The following is a 16,885-nucleotide window of genomic DNA, read 5'->3' as shown; positions in this document are numbered from 1 at the left end:
CCGCCCTAGCCTTCGCGCGAGCCTATCCCCGCGCTCTCCAGATAGTCTTCCACCGCGCTGCCCACCGTGGGATGGAAGCGGTCGTCTCTGAATATCTCGGTCAGCTCGAAGCGCTTGAGCTTGTCCCGGACCGGGTCCTTCATCTCGGCGAAATGCAGCGCGGCCCCCTCCTCGGCCAGGTTGCGGCTCAGTTCGCGCAGCATATCGGCCGACGTGACGTCCACGCTGGTGACGGGCTCGGCCGCCACCACCACGCGCCGCACCGGCGTGGGCGAGGCCCGCACGGCTTCCATCAGCCGCTGCTGGAACAATTCGGCGTTGGCGAAGAACAGCGGGGCGTCCCAGCGGAACAGGACCAGGCCGTCGATCAGCGCCGCGTGCGGGTAGCGCTTCAGGTCGTGGTAGCCGCGCAGGTTCGGCACGCGGCCGAGCACCGCGAAATGCGGCCGCCAGCCGTCCCACAGGAATTCGATGACGGCGATGACCACGGCCAGGCAGATGCCGGGAATCGCGCCGAACACGGCCACGCCCGCGAAGCACAGCATCGACAGCCAGAATTCCCATTGCTGGATGCGGTAGATGCGCCGCAGGTCCTTGAATTCGAACAGGCCGATGGCGGCCGCGATCACCACGGCGGCCAGCGCGCTGTTCGGCAGATAGCGCAGCAGGCTCGGCGCCGCCAGCAGCAAGGCGGCCACGGCGACCGCGCCCACGACGCCGGTGAGCTGCGTGCGCGAGCCCGCCGCCTCGGCCACCGGCGTGCGCGACGCGCTGCCGCTGATCGGGAACCCCTGGAAGAAACCGGCGGCCAGGTTCGCGACGCCCAGGCCCACCATTTCCTGATTGGGATCCACCCGCGTATGCGTGCGCGCGGCGTAGGTGCGCGACAGCACGCTGGTATCCGCGAACGCGATCATCGCCACGGCGCAGCCGCCCAGCGCGATCTTGACCAGGTCGGCGTTGCTGAGCCACGGCAACGCGAACTTCGGCAGCCCCTGGGGAATCTCGCCCAGCACGCTCACACCGACGGCGTCCAGCCGGAACACACTGACCGCCAGCGTGGCCAGGATGACCGCGATCAGAATGCCCGGCACGCGTTCGAAGCGCTTGAGCAGCAGGATCGCCGCCAGGGTCGCCGCCCCCACCGCGAAACTGTGCCAGTTGGTCTTCCCGCCCGACACCGCCAGCCCCAGTTGCCACAGTTCGCGCAGCGGGCCGGCATCGTCGATGGGAACAGCGAATAGCTTCGGCAACTGGCTCACCAGCACCGTCAGAGCGATGCCGTTCATGTAGCCGTAGCGGATCGGCTTGGACAGCAGCTCGGTGACGAACCCCAGCCGCAGCAGGCCCAGCACGATGCAGAACAGCCCGGCGACGATGGCCATCAGGCTGGCCGCGGCCACCGCTCGCATGGGATCGCCGCCGGAAACGCCGAGCACCACCGCCAGGATCGGCGCCGCCAGCGCGGAGTCCGGCCCCAGCACCATGATCCGGCTCGGGCCGAACAGCGCATAGGCCAGCATCGGGATGATCGTGGCGTAAAGGCCGTAGACGCCCGGCACGCCCGAGGCCTCGGCGTAGGCAATGCCGACCGGCACCAGCATCGCCGTCAGCACCAGGCCGGCGGCCAGGTCCTTCGGCAGCCAGGCGGCTTCATATGACCGCAACATCGCCAGTCCGGGCAGCCAGCGCAGCCAGGACCGGGGCGGCGTATCGGCAGAGGCCGGCGTAAGGGAAGCCATGGAACCTCCTTTATCGGAGTGGTGCCGGGCGTTGATTCTACTGGACGCGCGATGAGACCGGCGCGGTCAACGCGGCGCCGGGTCCGCCACCTGCCTCAAGGCCCAGGAAAGCCTGTGCCCGGAAGTATGACGACGGCTATGTCAGCGCGCCGCAGAAGGCGGTTCCGGGCGGACGCCGGCATCGTCGGCGATCAATATGTCTTCGTAGAATGCGCCGAAAGGGCGCGAAGGATGCGCGATCTGGATTTCCAGTACCCATAGACCGGTATTCGGGCACGAGGCGAAATCCCCGAGACTGCCGGCTTTGTAGATCGCATGGGGAAAATCGCAGACACGGTGCCCCTTGATGTCGAGGTTCAACCGCCATCCCAAAGACGCGGCCCGCTCGGCGGCGAACGCGTACAGCGCGGTCCCGCTCACCCCGTTTGTCCTCCAGTGTTGGCTGACCTCCTCCCAGAGCAGGCGGGCAACCTCCGCACAGGCATGCATGTCCGGGTCGTCGCCCACAACGAAAGTATCGCCCGCGTCTCCCTCGTGCCCCTGCCACACGGGCCCGATGTCGATGAAAAAAATGTCGTTCTCGCCCAGGGCCCGCGCCGGATCCGACTGTTCTTTGAACGTCTTCAGGGTGCCTTCGCCGAAGCGGACGATGACGGGATGCCAGATTCGGTCCATTCCCGCCTGCGCCAACACGCCCGCGGCATGCTCGCGGGCCTGGTTTTCGGTCATCCCCGGGCGTATCCCCGCCGCTATTTCACGCACGGCTTCCCAGGAGCGGATGCGGGCGTATTGCATCGACGCCAGTGAGAACCCGGCGCCGGTTGCCTCGCGTTTTGCAGCTTCAGTGCTATTCATCGTGGGACTCTGATTATTCTTGGGAACGACAACACGGAAATGCGCCATAGGAGCCCGCGGCGCCGGCGGCGGATAACTTTACCCAAACCGGCGTCCGCGCGCCAGGCCACAGGCGCCAAGGGCGATCCGACATTCAATTAGGGCGGATTACCCGGGGAAACGATAACGGACCCGCGTAGATCGCGCCGGCGCCGATCTCGCGCTCGATCCTGAGCAGCCGGTTGTATTTGGCCGTGCGGTCCGAGCGCGACATCGAACCGGTCTTGATGAATCCGCCATTGCCGGCCACCGCCAGATCCGAGATGCTGGTGTCTTCCGTTTCGCCGGAGCGATGCGAAATGACGGCGCGATATCCGTGCCTGGCGGCTATGCGCAATACCTCCTGGGTTTCGGTCAGGGTGCCGATCTGGTTGATCTTGACCAGGATGGCGTTGCCGATGCCCTGCTCCACTCCGCTTTGAAACAGGGCCGGGTTGGTGCAGAACACGTCGTCGCCGACCAATTGGCAACGATCTCCCAGCCTGGCGGTCAGCATCTGCCAGCCGGCCGGGTCGTCTTCTGCCATGCCATCCTCGATCGACACGATCGGATAGGCCCGCACCAGTTTCGCCAGATAATCGACCTGCTCTTCGGAACTCAAGTGGCGGTCCTGTCCGGCATAAAGGTAGCCCGCGGGGCTGTGGAATTCGCTGGCGGCCGGATCGAGCCCCAACGCAATGTCCTGGCCCGGCCTGAACCCTGCCCGTTCAATCGAATCCATCAGGAAGTCCAGCGCCTCGACGGCGGTGCGCAGGTCGGGCGCGAAGCCCCCTTCGTCGCCCACATTGACGGCATGGCCCGCGCGCTTCAGAACCTCTTTGAGCGAGTGGAACACCTCGGCGCCCATACGAACGGCTTCCGCGAATGACGCGGCGCCCACCGGCAGGATCATGAACTCCTGGAAGTCCAGCGGATTGTCCGCGTGGGCGCCGCCATTGAGCACATTGATCATGGGCACCGGCATGACGCAAGCCTGGCTGCCGCCCAGGTAACGCCAGAGAGGAACACCGAGACTGGACGCCGCCGCGCGAGCCGCGGCCAGGGATACGCCCAGGATCGCATTGGCGCCGATGCGGCGCTTGTTCTCCGTGCCATCCAGGGAAATCATCGCCTGATCGAGTTCCGCCTGCCGATCCGCGCGCGTGCCCAGCAGCAAGCCGCGCAGTTCCGTATTCACGCTCCGGGCGGCATCCAGGACGCCGCGCCCTCGAAAGCGTTCCGCGTTGCCGTCGCGCCGTTCGCAGGCTTCCCGGTTGCCTGTCGATGCCCCGGACGGCACCAGCGCCACCCCGCTGGCGCCATCCGACAACTCGACTTCCACCTCAAGCGTGGGATTGCCCCGGCTGTCGAGCGCCTCGTGCGCGCCGATGTTGGTAATGTGCATGCCGCATGACTCCAATATGTCAGTTAATTGAACGTAGTTAGCCCTATGCCATGACCGCGATCCGGCACATTTCGTTGAAGAATGCTATCCAGCCTGTTAGCATCCGAAAATCGATTTGTTTTGTAGCTTCGTCAGTTTTTCTGACAGATGGGCATTCATGCGCAAACTTCCCCCGCTGGCTTCCTTACGGGCGTTCGAAGCGGTCGCGCGCACCGGCTCGGTCACGCGGGCGGCCGAGGAATTGGCACGCACCCACGGCGCGGTCAGCCGGCATCTCAGGCTGTTGGCGGACGACGCGGGCGTCGAACTCTTCGAAAAGGACGGCACGGGCCTGCGGATGACGCCGGCGGCGGCCGACTTCTACGCCGCGGCCCGGTCCGCGTTCGATCAACTGGAAAGCGCCTACAGCAGTCTCGCGAATCATGCGTCGGGACCCGGCGTACACGTGGCGTGCAGCGCGACCTTCGCAATGCGATGGCTGGTGCCGCAACTGGCGGTGTTCTATCGCAGGCACCCCGACATCCGGATCCGGCTGTCCATGACATCGGCACGCGAAATGCGCAATGAAGGCGCGGACTTGCTGGTGGCTTGGGACATGTCCCATTACACCGATGCCGATCAGCGGCGCGCCATTCCCCTGGCCCCTGTGAACTTTGCCGCGGTCTGCGTGCCCGCCTGCGCGAAGCTGCCTCCCGGCAAGCGCGTACGGATCGCGCACGAGTACACCTCCAGCGCCTGGAATCAGTGGGAAATCAAGACTGGAAAATCCGTCGCCCGCGGAGAGGTGCTGGAGTTCCCGCACACCCATCTTTGCATCGAGGCCGCGCTTTCCGGACTGGGCGTCGCCCTGGTGGAAAAGCGGTTGATCACGCGTGAACTGGCCGACGGCACACTGGTCGCACCGTTCGGATCCGTAGAATTCGACGAAGGTTTACGCGCCCTGCCCGCGGCCGGACGACGGATGAATGCCCAGGCGGAGGTTTTTGTAGATTGGCTGCGGGACGCGCTCGCTGACGCGTCCTGACGCCGCGCCGGCCAACGCCCGCCGCCACCTCGTCCGGTGCGTGGGCGTTGCCTTCGGCGCTGCGCAGCGGGGGTCAGGCATCAACGGCGATGAGGACGCTCGATGCCTTGAAAACCGCGGTGGCAGGCTTGCCGACGCTCAAATTGAGGCGTTCGACGCTATTGTTGGTAATGATCGACGCGATCTGGGCGCCACCCGGCGCTTCCACGATGACTTCGCTATTGACGGCGCCCTTCGTAATGGCCTTGACCACTCCGCCAACGCAATTGCGGGCGGACACCTGCGCGGCGGAGGTATCGACCATGATGAGTACCGATGATGCCTTTACCAATGCGATGGCGGCCTTGCCGATCGCGAGATCGAGCGAAAGCGAACTACCATGCGTGATGATTGCCGCGACATCCAGGCCATCCGTCGTGCGCAGCACGACCTCGTCATTGACCGATCCCCGTGTAAAGGCGACCACTTCGCCGGATAGTTGATTGCGGGCACTTGTTTGCATGAACGCCTCCTGGACGTGTGGGCTTGCGACTTCAGCGATTTCTCCGGCTCCCGGAAAGGCGCAACCGCCATTTCCAGCGATGCGCCAAAGCTGCCTTTTGAATAATAGTACGTGCCGTTGAAAGGACCTACCCTGGGCCGGCGGCTGCATGCACAAAAATTTCGGTATTGATTTGATATGTTATATCATTACCAAATTTAAGCAGGGCTTAGAGAGCAGCGGGATGAAAAAGAAGTCTGTGCATGTGTGGCCGTCGGGGCGTGACGGCAGGCGATTCGCGGCGCTGGGCGCCGCGCTGTGTTTGACGTTCAGCGCGCAGGCCGCCGACGACGGGGATGGCCGCTCGCCCGGCGCCGCGCCAGACGGCGGGGCCGCCCTGGACCAGGTGGTGGAGCTGAATCCTGTGGTGGTCACCGCCACCCGCAACGAACAGCGCCTCGATGACGTGGCCTCGTCGATGGAAGTCGTCGATGGCAATGTGTTGCAGGCAACGGTCGCCAACAGCTTCATCGATCAACTCAAGAAGAACGCCAGCGTCGATGTGATCCAGTATCCCAATGGGCTGGCGGGCATAGGCCTGCGCGGAATGCGGCCGAACTTCGAGTTCACGATCAACCCGCGCACGCTGGTGCTGATCGACGGCCGGCCTTCGGGATCCACCAGTTTCACGACACTCTCGCCCGAAAGCATCGAGCGCGTGGAGGTGCTCAAGGGCCCCGCTTCGTCGCTGTACGGCGCCTCGGCCATGGGCGGCGTGGTGAACATCATCACGCGCCGGTCGACCGGCCCGATCGGCGGCTCGATCGGCGTGGGATACGGTTCGTTCGATACGCGCATGACCGATTTCGCATTGGGCGGCTCCCTGTCCGATCGCACCGATTTCGATCTGGCCGTCGGCTACGTGAATCAGAATGGGGACTTCACCACCGGCGCCGGCGACAAGCGCCCCAACAGCGACTTTCGCCGCACTTCCGGCAAGGCGCGCATCGGCAGCGACCTGACCGACATGGTGCGCGTCGACGCCACGATCGACTGGGCCGACCTGCGCAACAACGCGCCGGGCCCGGTCAGCTTCGATCCGCCCAATGCCTCCGCCAACGAAACCGACCGGCTCGGCGGCGACCTGCGCTTCACCATCGCGCCGCGGGATCACCTCATCACGGCGACGGCCTACGCCTCGCGCGAGAACTACAACTACATCACGGTGCCCGCGGCCGCGCAACGCTACCGTTCCAGCCGCACCGAGTCGCGGTATCTGGGCTATCAGGTGCAGGACGTGTGGGCCTTCGCCGACAGCATGACGCTCACCTACGGCACCGACTGGCAGCGGGTCGAGGCCGATCGGTTCTCCTATGGCGCCCAAGGCCAGCGCCTGGCGCCGTTCAGTCCCAACGAACGCCGCGACAGCAACGGCGTCTTCGCGGAATGGGCCAGCAACTGGCTCGACGACAGGCTGATCCTGACCCTGGGCGGCCGCTACGACTGGATCCGTTCCAGCACTCGCGCCACGCCCTACAAGACAAGCTACAGCCCCGGTTCGTCGGACTTCACCAGCTTCAACCCGCGCGGCGGCGCGGTCTTCAAGCTGACCGACTCATGGCGGGTGCACGGCTCGGCCGGCACGGCGTTCGCGCCGCCGCAGGGCAGCGAACTCGCGGGTGAAAACGTCGAATACGCGGGCGCGCAGCGCCGCGTCACGATGGGCAACGCTGGTCTCGAACCCGAGCGCAACCGCAGTTGGGACATCGGCCTCGGCTATGCCGATGGCCGGCTCGACGCGGACCTGACGTACTTCGATTCGCGCATTCGCGACCGCATCCGCTCCGTGATCGTGAGCAACACCGCCGCCGAGCGCGTCAGCAGCTACGAAAACGCGGACAACTCCCGCATGCGCGGGATCGAGGCGCGGCTGGCCTATGACGCCGGCTCTTGGTTCGGCCTGCCCGCGGGCCGCGTCGGCATCTCGGGCAGCTTCACCCGGCTGCTGCAAGCCGAAGACTTCGACGCCACCGGCGCGGTGCCGATCCGCAACGTGGCCAAATGGAAAGGCAATCTCTCACTCACCGTCAGCGACGGCAACACGCTGTCGGGAACCTTGACGGCCCGCCACGTCGATACCCGCTACGACACCGACAACAGCCAGCGCAGCATTTTCACCGATGGCCGCGGCGGCCTGTTCGAAAACAGGCCGTTCACGGTCGTGGACCTGAGCGCGCGGTGGAAGGTCACGCCCAAGGACACCCTGCGGTTCGACGTGTCGAATCTCTTCGACCGCGACTACTACGAAAAGGCCGACTACACCATGCCCGGCCGTGCCTATTACCTGCGCTACACGCGAGCCCTCTAATCATGAATCCCAAATTCGTCCTGGAGCAAGTCTCTCAACTGCTGTTCGCGCCCGTACTGCTCCTGCTGGTGGCGCTGGTGGTCTGGACCCTGGTGGCGCTGGGCATGTTCGCGCGCAGTGCCGCCGTCCGCTGGCGCGGCCGGCGGCCGGCGGTGGCGCGCCATGCGGCCCAGATCGACGCGGCCGCCGCCGCGCCCGGCGCCGACCTGGACCTGGCTATCGAACGCGTCCTGGCCCGCGCCGAGCACGCCAGCCTGCGCAGCCTGAACGCGGTGCGCTTCGCGGTGCGGGCGGGGCCGTCGCTCGGCCTGATGGGCACCTTGATCCCGATGGCGGCCGCGCTGAACGGCCTGGCGCGCGGCGATCTGCCGGCGCTGGCCGAACACATGGTGGTGGCATTCTCCGCCACCATCGTCGGCATCGCGATCGGCGTCGCGGCGCATGTCATCGCGATGGTCCGCGAAGGCTGGCAGCGCGAAGACCTGGACGCCTTGCGGCTATATGCCGAACGCGCGCTGCGCGCTGCGCAGGCGGCCAGCCCGACGGAGCGGCCCGCATGAAATCCCGCTTGAGGTTCACTCGCTCGCGGCTTGAGTCCGCCCATCACGACGACCCGCTCGCGGGCGTGGCCAATCTGTTCGACGCCAGCCTGGCCTTCATCGTGGCCATGGCCCTGGCGTTGTTCTCGGTGCTGGGCTCGACCGATCTGCTCAGCGCCGACGCGTCCTGGACGCTGACGCGCCAGACCGCCGACGGCGAACTTGAAGTGGTGAGCAAGACACAGCAACAGGTCAAGGTCGAGCGGGTCACGGATCGCCAGTTGTCCGGACAGGGCGAACGCCTGGGCACCGCCTACCGCCTGCCGGACGGACAGGTGGTGTATGTCCCCGAGCCGGGCGAAGCGGCGAAATAGGAACGTCCATGCGCACACGAACCGTTGAACTTCCCGCAGCCGGCGGCGCGCATCGCGCCCTTCAGGCAGCCGCGCCGCCGCGAGCCGCGCGCGCGTTCGCCCGGCTGGCCGCGGCCTGCGCGGCCCTGCTCGCGCTCGCCTTCGCGGGCTGGGCGCAGGCTGCGAATGACCCTCCGGCGCGCGCCGGCGCGCGTCCGCGCGTGGCCGTGATCTCGATCGAACTCGCGCAGCAGCCGACCCTGATGCGCGCCGCCGCGGCGCGGCGCGCCGGCACTCTCGCGATCGACCTCTACGGCCTGGGTGGCGGCCAATTGCCCGGGATCGATTCGGTGGACCTGTCGGCCTACGACCTGGTCGTGGTCGAAGGCATCGGCCCGCGCCTGGCCCAGTACCGGGCCCGCTTCGACGCGGCGGCAAAGCGGACCCGCGTGCTCGTCATCAATGGCGACGAATGGGTGCGCGGCAACGTCGCCGCCTCGGCGGTGCCGCAAGCCCTTGCCTACTGGCGCAACGGCACCGTCGAAAACTACACGCGCCTGCTGGATTATCTGGCCGCGCGCGTCCTCGGCATGCCTCTGCCGGCCGAGCCGCCCATCGAGTATCCCGACCGCGCCTTCTACCATCCCGCGCATGACGGAGTCTTCCCGGACGTCGATGCCTATCTGGCGTGGACGCGCCAGCGCCTGCCGGACGCCGGCACGCGGCCCCGGATCGGCATCGTGTTCTATCGCAGCCTGGTCCTGGGAGACAACGCGGCGGTGATCGATGCGCTGATCGGCGAGACCGAACGCCAGGGCGGCCTGCCGGTGCCCCTGTGGCGCAGCGACAGCCATGATTCCCTGCGCCCTCTGCGCGGCGCCGACGGCAAGCCCGCGGTGGACGCCCTGGTGCTTTGCGCGAGCCAGATCGACTACACCGCCCACCGGGCCGGCGTGGACGAGGCCCGCGCGCTCGGCGTGGCCGTGCTGGGCTGCACCACCGACTACACGCGCGACCTGGCCGAATGGCGCGCGGACCCGGGGGGCTTCGCGCCGGATCGCAGCGGACAACTGGCACTCAGCGAAGCGAACGGCGTCGTCGAACCCATGATGGTGGGCGCGCGGCGCGTGCGCGAAGACGGCGCGGTGCTGCACGAGCCGCTCGCCGAACAGGTGTCGTGGCGCGTGGCGCGCGCCCTGGCCTGGACACGGCTGCGCCGCCTGCCCAACGCGGAGAAGCGGCTGGTGATCTCTTACCACAGCGAAGCCGCCGACCAGGCCGACGTGGGCAGCGATCCGGACAGCTATCTGGACGCGCAGGCCAGCCTGGCCGCGTTGCTGCGGCGGCTGCGGGACGAAGGCTACGACGTCGGCGCCGCTCCCCTGCCGGACGCGCACGCGCTGGCTCAGCGCATGGCGCGCGACGGCAGCAACGTGAGCGCCGGCCTGTGGGGCAGCCCCGGCCATGCCGGCGAATCCGACGCGCAGTATGCGCGCGCGCAGGCCGAACTGGCGCGCCGCCTGAAATCCGGCGACGCGGTGGCGATTCCCGAAGCGCGGTACCTCGCCTGGTATCGGCAGCTTCCGCAAGCCTTGCGCGCCGCGACCGAAGCGCGCTGGGGCCCTCCTCCCGGCCGCATCATGGTGCACACCGCCGAGGACGGCCAGCGCTCCATCGTGATTCCGATGCTGCGCTTCGGCAAGGTCATCGCCGCGCCGCATCCGGTCTGGGGCTTCCTGCAGGACGCCGGCGCATTGGCGTCGACCGATGCGCTGCCGCCGCATCATCAATACATTGCGTTCTATCTGTGGATGACGCGCGACCGCCATGCCGACGCCTATGTACCGCTGTTCACCCAGTTGTCGCTCATGCCCGGCAAGCAACAGGGGCCGTCCCGCGATGACTGGATCGGCCGCCTGATCGGCGACCTGCCGCATATACAGCCCACGCCCCTGCAGGCCAACGGCGGCATCGGCAACAAGCGGCGCGCCAACGCGGTGACCATCGGCTTCATGCCGGCCCTCGCCCGCTCTCCGCTGCCGCCCGAACTCGCCACCCTGCACGACCGGCTCGATACCGCCGCGCAGTCGTCCGACGAAACGGCAAGGCAGGCCGTGCGAAGCCTGGCCGCGGGCCATGCGCGCGCGCTGGGCCTGGACGTGGCGCATGCGCCGTGGCCGCGGCTGGACGCCGCCCTGCGCCGCTATCTTGCCGAAGTCTCGGCGGCGGCGATGCCGGTCGGCGGGCATGTGCTGGGCCAGGCTCCCGGCGCCGACGGGTCGGCGCGCATGGTGCACGCCATGCTGGCGGGCGATATGGCGGAACCGCCGTCGATCGAGGCGGTGCGCGCGGCGATGGCGGACGGCGCGCGGCAGGCCCCGGCGGACATGGCGGCGCGCATCCAGGACTACGCCGCGCGCGTCGCGGCCGCGCCGCGGGAGATCGACGCCCTGCTGGACGCGCTCAACGGCGGCTACATCGAACCCGGCCCCATGGCCGACGCCGTGCGCAACCCCGACGCGCTTCCGCCCGGGCGCAATCCCTACACCTTCGCCACGCGGCGCCTCCCCACGCGCGAAGCCTGGGAGACCGGATCGCGCATGGCCGACACCCTGATCGACACGTATCGCGAAGAACATGGCGTCATGCCGCGCAAGGTGGCCTTCGTGCTCTGGTCGGTCGAATCGGCCCAGAACCAGGGCGCCGTCGAGGCGCAGATCCTGCGCCTGATGGGCGCCCGCCCAGTATGGAATCCACGCGGCGAAGTCATCGACGTCGCGCTGGACAGCCGGGCCGCGCTGGGACGCCCGCGCGTGGACGTGCTGGTCACCACCTCGGGCACCTATCGCGACCACTTCGGCGACAAGATCGCGCTGCTGGCGAAGGCCGCCCGGCTGGCGTCCGCGGCGGACGAACGCGACAACGCCGTGCGCGCCAACAGCCTGGCGATCGCGGAACAATTGCTTGCCGCGGGCGTGGCCGCGCCCGAGGCGCGCGCGCGGGCCGATCGCCGCATCTATTCCACCGCGCCCGGCGCCTACTCGCCCTCGACCCAGTTCGCGATACAGGCAGGGGCCGACTGGACCGACGCCCGCTTGTCCAGGCTCTATACCGACCGCCTGGGCCATGCCTACAGCGAAGGCGACAGCGGCGCGTCCGATGCGCAGGGTTTCGTGGCGCAATTGTCCGGCGTGGAGGCCGCCGTCTTCAGCCGCAGTTCCAACACCTACGGCCTGCTCGACACCAGCATGCCGGCCGCGTACCTCGGCGGCATCGGCATGGCGGTGCGTGAACATACCGGCAGGGAGGTGACCAACTATGTCGCCGACCTGAAGGACAGCCGCCCGGGCGCGGAACGGCTCGAACCGCTGGCGCGGACCTTCGGCCGCGAACTGCAATCGCGCTACTTCAACCCGGCCTGGATCCGCGCCATGCAGGACAGCGGCTACAACGGCGCCCGCTACATGGCCGACCTGCCCGCGCACCTGCTCCTGTGGGACGTCACGACGCCCCGGCTGGTGAGCGATGCCGACTGGTCCGAAGTCAAGGCCGTCTATGTCGACGACAAGTTCGACCTCGGCCTGGACGACTATTTCGACCGGCACAATCCGCATGCGCGCCAGCACTTGCTCGAAACCCTGGTCGCCGCGATCGACCGGGGCGCGTGGCGGGCCGATGCCGCGGATCGGCGGCAACTGGAACAGGCGCTGGCGCAAAGCGTGGCGCGATACGGAGCCGACTGCGCGCTGCCCGGCTGCCGTTCCGCGGCGCCGGCGCAGGCGCAGCCCGCGCCCGCGCTGGCCCCGCCCGCCGCGGGAGAGCCCGGCGCGGCGCCTCCTGGCGTGCAGGTCCAGGGTTACGCCCTGGAGGCGCGCGCCCCCGCTCCCTTGCGGACCGCGCCCGACGCGTTGTGGCGCTGGCTGCTGGCGGCGGCCGGACTCGTGGCGCTGGGCGCCTTGCGGCCGGCCCGGTGGTAGGCGGCCGCGCGCCAGCTACAGCCACATTTCGACAGGCGCTACGACAGCGCCGTCGGCGAACCGCCTCAAGCCAACGCGATGCCGCCGTCGACGCGCAGGTCGACTCCCGTGATGAAACTGCTGTCGTCCGACGCCAGGAACAGCGCGGCGCGGGCCAGTTCGTCCGGTTGCCCCAGCCGTCCGAGGGGAATGGCCGAGGCCATGCCCTGCTCGAACGCCGGCCGGTCCGATTCGGCCACGCCCAGCTTTTCGAGGATGGGAGTGTCGGTGGGACCGGGGCTCAGCACGTTGACGCGGATCTTCCTGGCCTTGAACTCCAGCGCCCAGGCGCGCGCGAAGGCGCCGATGGCCGCCTTGGAGCCGGCGTAGACCGCGTGGTTTTCCAGCACCTTCGCGCTCGCGATGGAGCCGGTGAGGATGATGGAGGCCCCGTCGCGCATCAGCGGCAGCGCCTTGTTGACACCGAAGAACACGGCGCGCGCGTTGGTGTCGAACTGGGCGTCGTAGCTGTCCACGCTCACCGCCGGCGAGGGCTCGATATTGTTCATGCCGGCATTGGCCATGTAGATGTCGATGGCGCCGAAGCGCTCGCGCACTTCGGCCACCAGGCGATCGTGCGTCGACAGCTCGGCGACGTCCCCCACCACGCCGAACGCGGCGGTTCCGAGTTGCGCCACCGCGTCGTCGACGGCCTGCCGCCGCCGCCCGAGGATCGCGACGCGCGCGCCTTCGGCCACGAAGGCGCGGGCCGCGGCAAAGCCGATGCCGCTGTTTCCGCCGGTGATGACAGCGGTCTTTCCCGAGAGTTTTTTCATGGGTTTCCTTCGATGAAGCGATCAGTAATCCCAGATGACCGGAACCCAGCGAAAGGCGTCGCCGTCGACCGCCACCCGGCCGACGGACGGGAACGGCAGATGGGCGGCCACCAGCAGCCCGCGGTTCTGCGCCAGTTCCCGGAACAGGCCGATGCGAACGCGGGCCGACTCCTCGGGGTCATGTTCGAAGCCGTTGTGCCAATCGGGGTGGTCGAACCCGACCGGGAACATGGCGTCGCCGGCAAAGGTCAGGCGTTCACCGCCCGACACCAGGTCGACCACACTGTGCCCAGGGGTATGGCCGCCGGTGATCCGGACGACCACGCCCGGCGCAACCTCATGCCGGTCCTCGAAGATCCGCAGCCGGTCGCGGTATTCGTTGTAGAAGCTTGTCGCGGTGGACCGGAGCACGTCCGGCACCGGCTTCGGCATGACCGTGTGGGAGAAATCGGGCGACGTCCAGAACTCGACTTCGGCGGCGGACACGTGGATGCGCACGTCCGGACGCAGGCGCTCCTTCACTCCGGCGACCAGCAGCCCGCCCACGTGATCCATGTGCATGTGGGTAATGATCACATCGGTCACGGACTCCAGCGCGATGCCGGCGGCCTCCAGCCGCTGCGGGAACTGCCCGGCGCGCGGGAAGCCCGGGAACTGCCCGCCCAGCCCCGCGTCGATAAGCACGGTCTGGCCCGCGCTGCGGGCCACCATCACGTTCAGCGGCCAGTCGAACGCGTCCGGCGGCATGAACATGTGGTTCAGCCAATCCGCCAGGTCGGCGGGATCGGCGTTGGTGGCCATCGTCGCGGTCGGCAGCGGCAGCACGCCGTCGCTGACCACCAGCGCGTCTATCTCGCCGACACGCAGCGCGTAACGGGAGGGAACCAGATCCCTGGGAGCCTGGCTGTTGGAATGCAGAGTGTCGTCTACGGAAAGCATGGCGAAATCTCCAAAGGGGCGGCCCGCATCGGCGCGCCGCCCGTGGTGTGGCGGTGGAAAGCGCGGCCCGTCAGGCCGGGGCGCGGAGGAAGGCGAGCAGGTCGGCGTTGACGCGGTCCTGCATGGTGGCGGTGAGGCCGTGCGGCGCGCCGGGGTAGTAGATTTCCCTGGCGTTCTTCACCAGCCGCGCGGCCTTCTTCGCCGAATCGTGCACCGGCACGATCTGGTCGTCCTCGCCATGCATGAACAGGGTCGGCACGTCGATTTTCTTCAGGTCTTCGGTGAAGTCGGTCTCGGAGAAGGCCTCGATGCATTCGTAGGCGTTCTTCTGGCCGCTTTGCATGCTCCACAGCCAGAACTGGTCCAGCAGGCCCTGCGACACCTTGGCGCCGGCGCGGTTGGCGCCATAGAAGGGAATGGCCAGATCCTTGTAGAACTGCGAGCGGTCCCCCGCCACGCCGGCGCGGATGCCGTCGAAGACTTCGATCGGCAGGCCTTCGGGGTTGGCGGCCGACTTCAGCATCACCGGCGGCACCGCGCCGATGAGCACCGCCCGCGCCACGCGCCGGGTGCCGTGGCGGCCGATGTAGCGCGCCACTTCGCCGCCGCCGGTGGAGTGGCCGACCATGGAGATGCGCTCCAGGCCGAGCGTCTCGATCAGTTGCGCCAGGTCATCGGCGTAGCCGTTCATGTCATTGCCGGACGAGGGATGCCCCGAGCGGCCGTGTCCGCGGCGGTCGTGCGCGATGACGCGGAAACCGTTGCGCGCCAGGAAGTGCATCTGCCCATCCCAGGCGTCCGAGTTGAGCGGCCAGCCATGGGAAAAGGTGACGACCGGGCCTGCGCCCCAGTCCTTGTAGTAGATCTGCGTGCCGTCCTTGGCGATGAGGGTATCGGTGGTCATGGGAATGCTCCGGTTGGGCTGGGGGCTGCGCTGCGGGGCGGCTTCGGCGCGCATGGCGAAAGCGCCGGCCGCGAGGACGGCGCCGCCGGCAATGAGATTGCGGCGGGCCGGGTTGTGCGAGTCGTTCATGAGGTTCCTTGCGTCGGGTGAAGATGACGAAGGCATCGTAGGTCTGGGGCCTCATGCGCGGTAGGCCCGCCGCCGGAAGCACTCTGTTGTGCGGCGCGCACCAATACGCGGACGCGCGGCGGCGTCCCGCGGAAGTCCGGCTCGGTACAATGGCCTCATTCCCGTTCACGACACCGGAGACGACTATGGCGCTGAAACATGCGGACCCCCTGGAAGTCATCGACCTGTTCCATCGGCAGCCGTCTTCAGAGCCGGAACCCGCCGTCAGCATCAGCCTGCTGCGTACGACCGAGCTGCAATTGATCCGTCTGGTCTTGCCGGCGGGGCACCGGATGCCCTCGCATCATGTCCCGGGCGTATTGACGCTGCATTGCCTCGCCGGGGAGGTCGATATCGAAACCCCCGATCGCCAATGCACCCTCGCCCAGGGGCAATTGGTGATGCTTCAAGGCGACGAGCCCCACAGCCTGTATGCGCGCGCGCAGGCCGTCGTGCTCTTGACCTTGATACACCATCCCCCTGGCGCGTGGCGTCCCCGGGAAGCGGCGGACGACGACGGCGCCTAGATCATCCGCCGCGCCATCATCGCGCGGATGTGGCCGATGGCACCGGAGGGATCCAGCCCTTTGGGGCAGATATCGGTGCAATTCATGATGGTGTGGCAGCGGAAAAGGCGATACGGATCGTCCAGGTTGTCCAGGCGTTCCGAGGTGGCCTGATCCCGCGAATCGACGAGGAAGCGATAGGCCTGCAGCAGGCCCGCCGGGCCTACGTATTTGTCGGGATTCCACCAGAACGAGGGACAGGCGGTCGAACAGCACGCGCACAGGATGCACTCGTACAGGCCGTCGAGTTCTTCGCGCTGCTCGGGCGACTGCAAGCGTTCGCGTTCCGGCGGCGGATCGCCGTTGATCAGGTAAGGCTTGATCGAGTGGTATTGAATGAAGAACGCCGACATATCGACGATCAGGTCGCGAATGACGGGCAGGCCCGGCAGCGGCCTCAGGACGATTCGTTCGGGAAGCTCATTCAGATTCGTGATACAGGCCAGACCGTTCCTGCCGTTGATGTTCATCGCGTCCGATCCGCAAACGCCTTCTCGACAGGAACGGCGAAACCCTATCGAGTCGTCGACGCTTTTGAGGTGCACCAGCAGATCGAGCAGCATCTTGTCGCCGGGAGCGACATCCAGCTCGAACTTCTGCATGTACGGCGCGGCGTCCTTGTCGGGGTCGTACCGGTAGATTTCGATTTTTCGACGACTTGTCACGACGCACCCCTCTGTCCGGAGTCCAGGTAGCCGGAATCATCGTAGCAGAGGAGCCGGGCAGGCACT

The 16,885-nt window shown here is 67.6% G+C and carries 14 protein-coding genes; 6 read left to right on the top strand and 8 right to left on the bottom strand.

The window, feature by feature from the left end; genetic code table 11:
* Nucleotides 1-5 precede the first annotated feature (5 nt).
* The 3 genes from AVE30378_RS25185 to eno all read right to left on the bottom strand — a co-directional run bounded on the left by AVE30378_RS25185 (nucleotide 6) and on the right by eno (nucleotide 4,020).
* Nucleotides 6-1,742 carry a SulP family inorganic anion transporter gene (locus tag AVE30378_RS25185; protein WP_129244745.1) on the bottom strand — a complete coding sequence of 579 codons (1,737 nt, stop codon included), beginning with the start codon at nucleotides 1,740-1,742 and terminating at the stop codon, nucleotides 6-8.
* A 141-nt stretch (nucleotides 1,743-1,883) separates the two neighbouring features.
* Nucleotides 1,884-2,597, bottom strand: coding sequence for a M24 family metallopeptidase (locus AVE30378_RS25180; RefSeq protein ID WP_129244743.1), 714 nt, complete (start codon nucleotides 2,595-2,597; stop codon nucleotides 1,884-1,886).
* Nucleotides 2,598-2,730: 133 nt separating this feature from the next.
* Complete coding sequence (gene eno, locus AVE30378_RS25175; RefSeq protein WP_129244741.1) at nucleotides 2,731-4,020, bottom strand: phosphopyruvate hydratase; 1,290 nt, start codon at nucleotides 4,018-4,020, stop codon at nucleotides 2,731-2,733.
* A gap of 157 nt (nucleotides 4,021-4,177) precedes the next feature.
* Between eno and AVE30378_RS25170 the strand changes: the two genes are divergently transcribed.
* Nucleotides 4,178-5,044 carry a LysR substrate-binding domain-containing protein gene (locus AVE30378_RS25170; protein WP_129244739.1) on the top strand — a complete coding sequence of 289 codons (867 nt, stop codon included), beginning with the start codon at nucleotides 4,178-4,180 and terminating at the stop codon, nucleotides 5,042-5,044.
* 73 nt (nucleotides 5,045-5,117) lie between these two features.
* Here AVE30378_RS25170 and AVE30378_RS25165 read toward each other — a convergent pair whose 3' ends face one another.
* Nucleotides 5,118-5,546: a TOBE domain-containing protein gene (locus AVE30378_RS25165; RefSeq protein WP_129244737.1), complete on the bottom strand. Its 429-nt coding sequence runs from the start codon at nucleotides 5,544-5,546 to the stop codon at nucleotides 5,118-5,120.
* A gap of 223 nt (nucleotides 5,547-5,769) precedes the next feature.
* On the opposite strand from AVE30378_RS25165, the gene AVE30378_RS25160 reads away from it, so the two are divergent.
* From AVE30378_RS25160 to AVE30378_RS25145, 4 genes are read left to right on the top strand one after another with little or no spacing between them, the layout of a single operon-like run.
* Nucleotides 5,770-7,893: a TonB-dependent receptor gene (locus tag AVE30378_RS25160; RefSeq protein WP_129244735.1), complete on the top strand. Its 2,124-nt coding sequence runs from the start codon at nucleotides 5,770-5,772 to the stop codon at nucleotides 7,891-7,893.
* Nucleotides 7,894-7,895: 2 nt separating this feature from the next.
* Entirely contained in the window at nucleotides 7,896-8,453 is a 558-nt protein-coding gene (locus AVE30378_RS25155; RefSeq protein ID WP_129244733.1) for a MotA/TolQ/ExbB proton channel family protein, read from the top strand.
* Complete coding sequence (locus AVE30378_RS25150) at nucleotides 8,450-8,806, top strand: DUF2149 domain-containing protein (protein ID WP_129244731.1); 357 nt, start codon at nucleotides 8,450-8,452, stop codon at nucleotides 8,804-8,806. The genes AVE30378_RS25155 and AVE30378_RS25150 overlap by 4 nt, the downstream gene beginning before the upstream one ends.
* Nucleotides 8,807-8,814: 8 nt before the next feature.
* Nucleotides 8,815-12,762, top strand: coding sequence for a cobaltochelatase subunit CobN (locus AVE30378_RS25145; protein ID WP_129244729.1), 3,948 nt, complete (start codon nucleotides 8,815-8,817; stop codon nucleotides 12,760-12,762).
* 65 nt (nucleotides 12,763-12,827) lie between these two features.
* On the opposite strand, the gene AVE30378_RS25140 is transcribed toward AVE30378_RS25145, so the two are convergent.
* The 3 genes from AVE30378_RS25140 to AVE30378_RS25130 form a co-directional block, all read right to left on the bottom strand.
* Nucleotides 12,828-13,577 (bottom strand): SDR family NAD(P)-dependent oxidoreductase, encoded by a 750-nt coding sequence (locus AVE30378_RS25140; RefSeq protein WP_129244727.1) that lies wholly within the window; start codon nucleotides 13,575-13,577, stop codon nucleotides 12,828-12,830.
* Between the two features lie 21 nt (nucleotides 13,578-13,598).
* On the bottom strand, nucleotides 13,599-14,516 hold the full coding sequence (locus AVE30378_RS25135) for an MBL fold metallo-hydrolase (protein WP_129244725.1): 918 nt from the start codon (nucleotides 14,514-14,516) through the stop codon (nucleotides 13,599-13,601).
* A gap of 70 nt (nucleotides 14,517-14,586) precedes the next feature.
* Nucleotides 14,587-15,549, bottom strand: coding sequence for an alpha/beta fold hydrolase (locus AVE30378_RS25130; RefSeq protein ID WP_129244723.1), 963 nt, complete (start codon nucleotides 15,547-15,549; stop codon nucleotides 14,587-14,589).
* Nucleotides 15,550-15,734: 185 nt separating this feature from the next.
* Between AVE30378_RS25130 and AVE30378_RS25125 the strand changes: the two genes are divergently transcribed.
* A complete protein-coding gene (locus AVE30378_RS25125; protein ID WP_129244721.1) occupies nucleotides 15,735-16,115 on the top strand; it encodes a cupin domain-containing protein in 381 nt (126 codons plus the stop codon).
* Here the strand turns inward: AVE30378_RS25125 and AVE30378_RS25120 are convergent.
* Entirely contained in the window at nucleotides 16,112-16,819 is a 708-nt protein-coding gene (locus tag AVE30378_RS25120) for a succinate dehydrogenase iron-sulfur subunit (protein ID WP_129244719.1), read from the bottom strand. The genes AVE30378_RS25125 and AVE30378_RS25120 overlap by 4 nt on opposite strands.
* Between the last annotated feature and the right edge of the window lie 66 nt (nucleotides 16,820-16,885).

This window comes from Achromobacter veterisilvae (genome assembly GCF_900496975.1).
Lineage (GTDB): Bacteria > Pseudomonadota > Gammaproteobacteria > Burkholderiales > Burkholderiaceae_B > Achromobacter > Achromobacter veterisilvae.
The sequence above is the reverse complement of the archived record's forward strand: the minus strand, read 5'-3'. Positions and strand labels throughout refer to the sequence as shown.

Bases quoted from the DNA above. Each gene is read 5' to 3' on its own strand.
- AVE30378_RS25150 (WP_129244731.1), top strand. From the start codon at position 8,450: ATGAAATCCCGCTTGAGGTTCACTCGCTCGCGGCTTGAGTCCGCCCAT.
- AVE30378_RS25160 (WP_129244735.1), top strand. From the start codon at position 5,770: ATGAAAAAGAAGTCTGTGCATGTGTGGCCGTCGGGGCGTGACGGCAGG.
- AVE30378_RS25165 (WP_129244737.1), bottom strand. From the start codon at position 5,546: ATGCAAACAAGTGCCCGCAATCAACTATCCGGCGAAGTGGTCGCCTTT.
- AVE30378_RS25185 (WP_129244745.1), bottom strand. From the start codon at position 1,742: ATGGCTTCCCTTACGCCGGCCTCTGCCGATACGCCGCCCCGGTCCTGG.
- AVE30378_RS25140 (WP_129244727.1), bottom strand. From the start codon at position 13,577: ATGAAAAAACTCTCGGGAAAGACCGCTGTCATCACCGGCGGAAACAGC.
- AVE30378_RS25180 (WP_129244743.1), bottom strand. From the start codon at position 2,597: ATGAATAGCACTGAAGCTGCAAAACGCGAGGCAACCGGCGCCGGGTTC.
- eno (WP_129244741.1), bottom strand. From the start codon at position 4,020: ATGCACATTACCAACATCGGCGCGCACGAGGCGCTCGACAGCCGGGGC.
- AVE30378_RS25145 (WP_129244729.1), top strand. From the start codon at position 8,815: ATGCGCACACGAACCGTTGAACTTCCCGCAGCCGGCGGCGCGCATCGC.
- AVE30378_RS25155 (WP_129244733.1), top strand. From the start codon at position 7,896: ATGAATCCCAAATTCGTCCTGGAGCAAGTCTCTCAACTGCTGTTCGCG.
- AVE30378_RS25130 (WP_129244723.1), bottom strand. From the start codon at position 15,549: ATGAACGACTCGCACAACCCGGCCCGCCGCAATCTCATTGCCGGCGGC.
- AVE30378_RS25170 (WP_129244739.1), top strand. From the start codon at position 4,178: ATGCGCAAACTTCCCCCGCTGGCTTCCTTACGGGCGTTCGAAGCGGTC.
- AVE30378_RS25135 (WP_129244725.1), bottom strand. From the start codon at position 14,516: ATGCTTTCCGTAGACGACACTCTGCATTCCAACAGCCAGGCTCCCAGG.
- AVE30378_RS25125 (WP_129244721.1), top strand. From the start codon at position 15,735: ATGGCGCTGAAACATGCGGACCCCCTGGAAGTCATCGACCTGTTCCAT.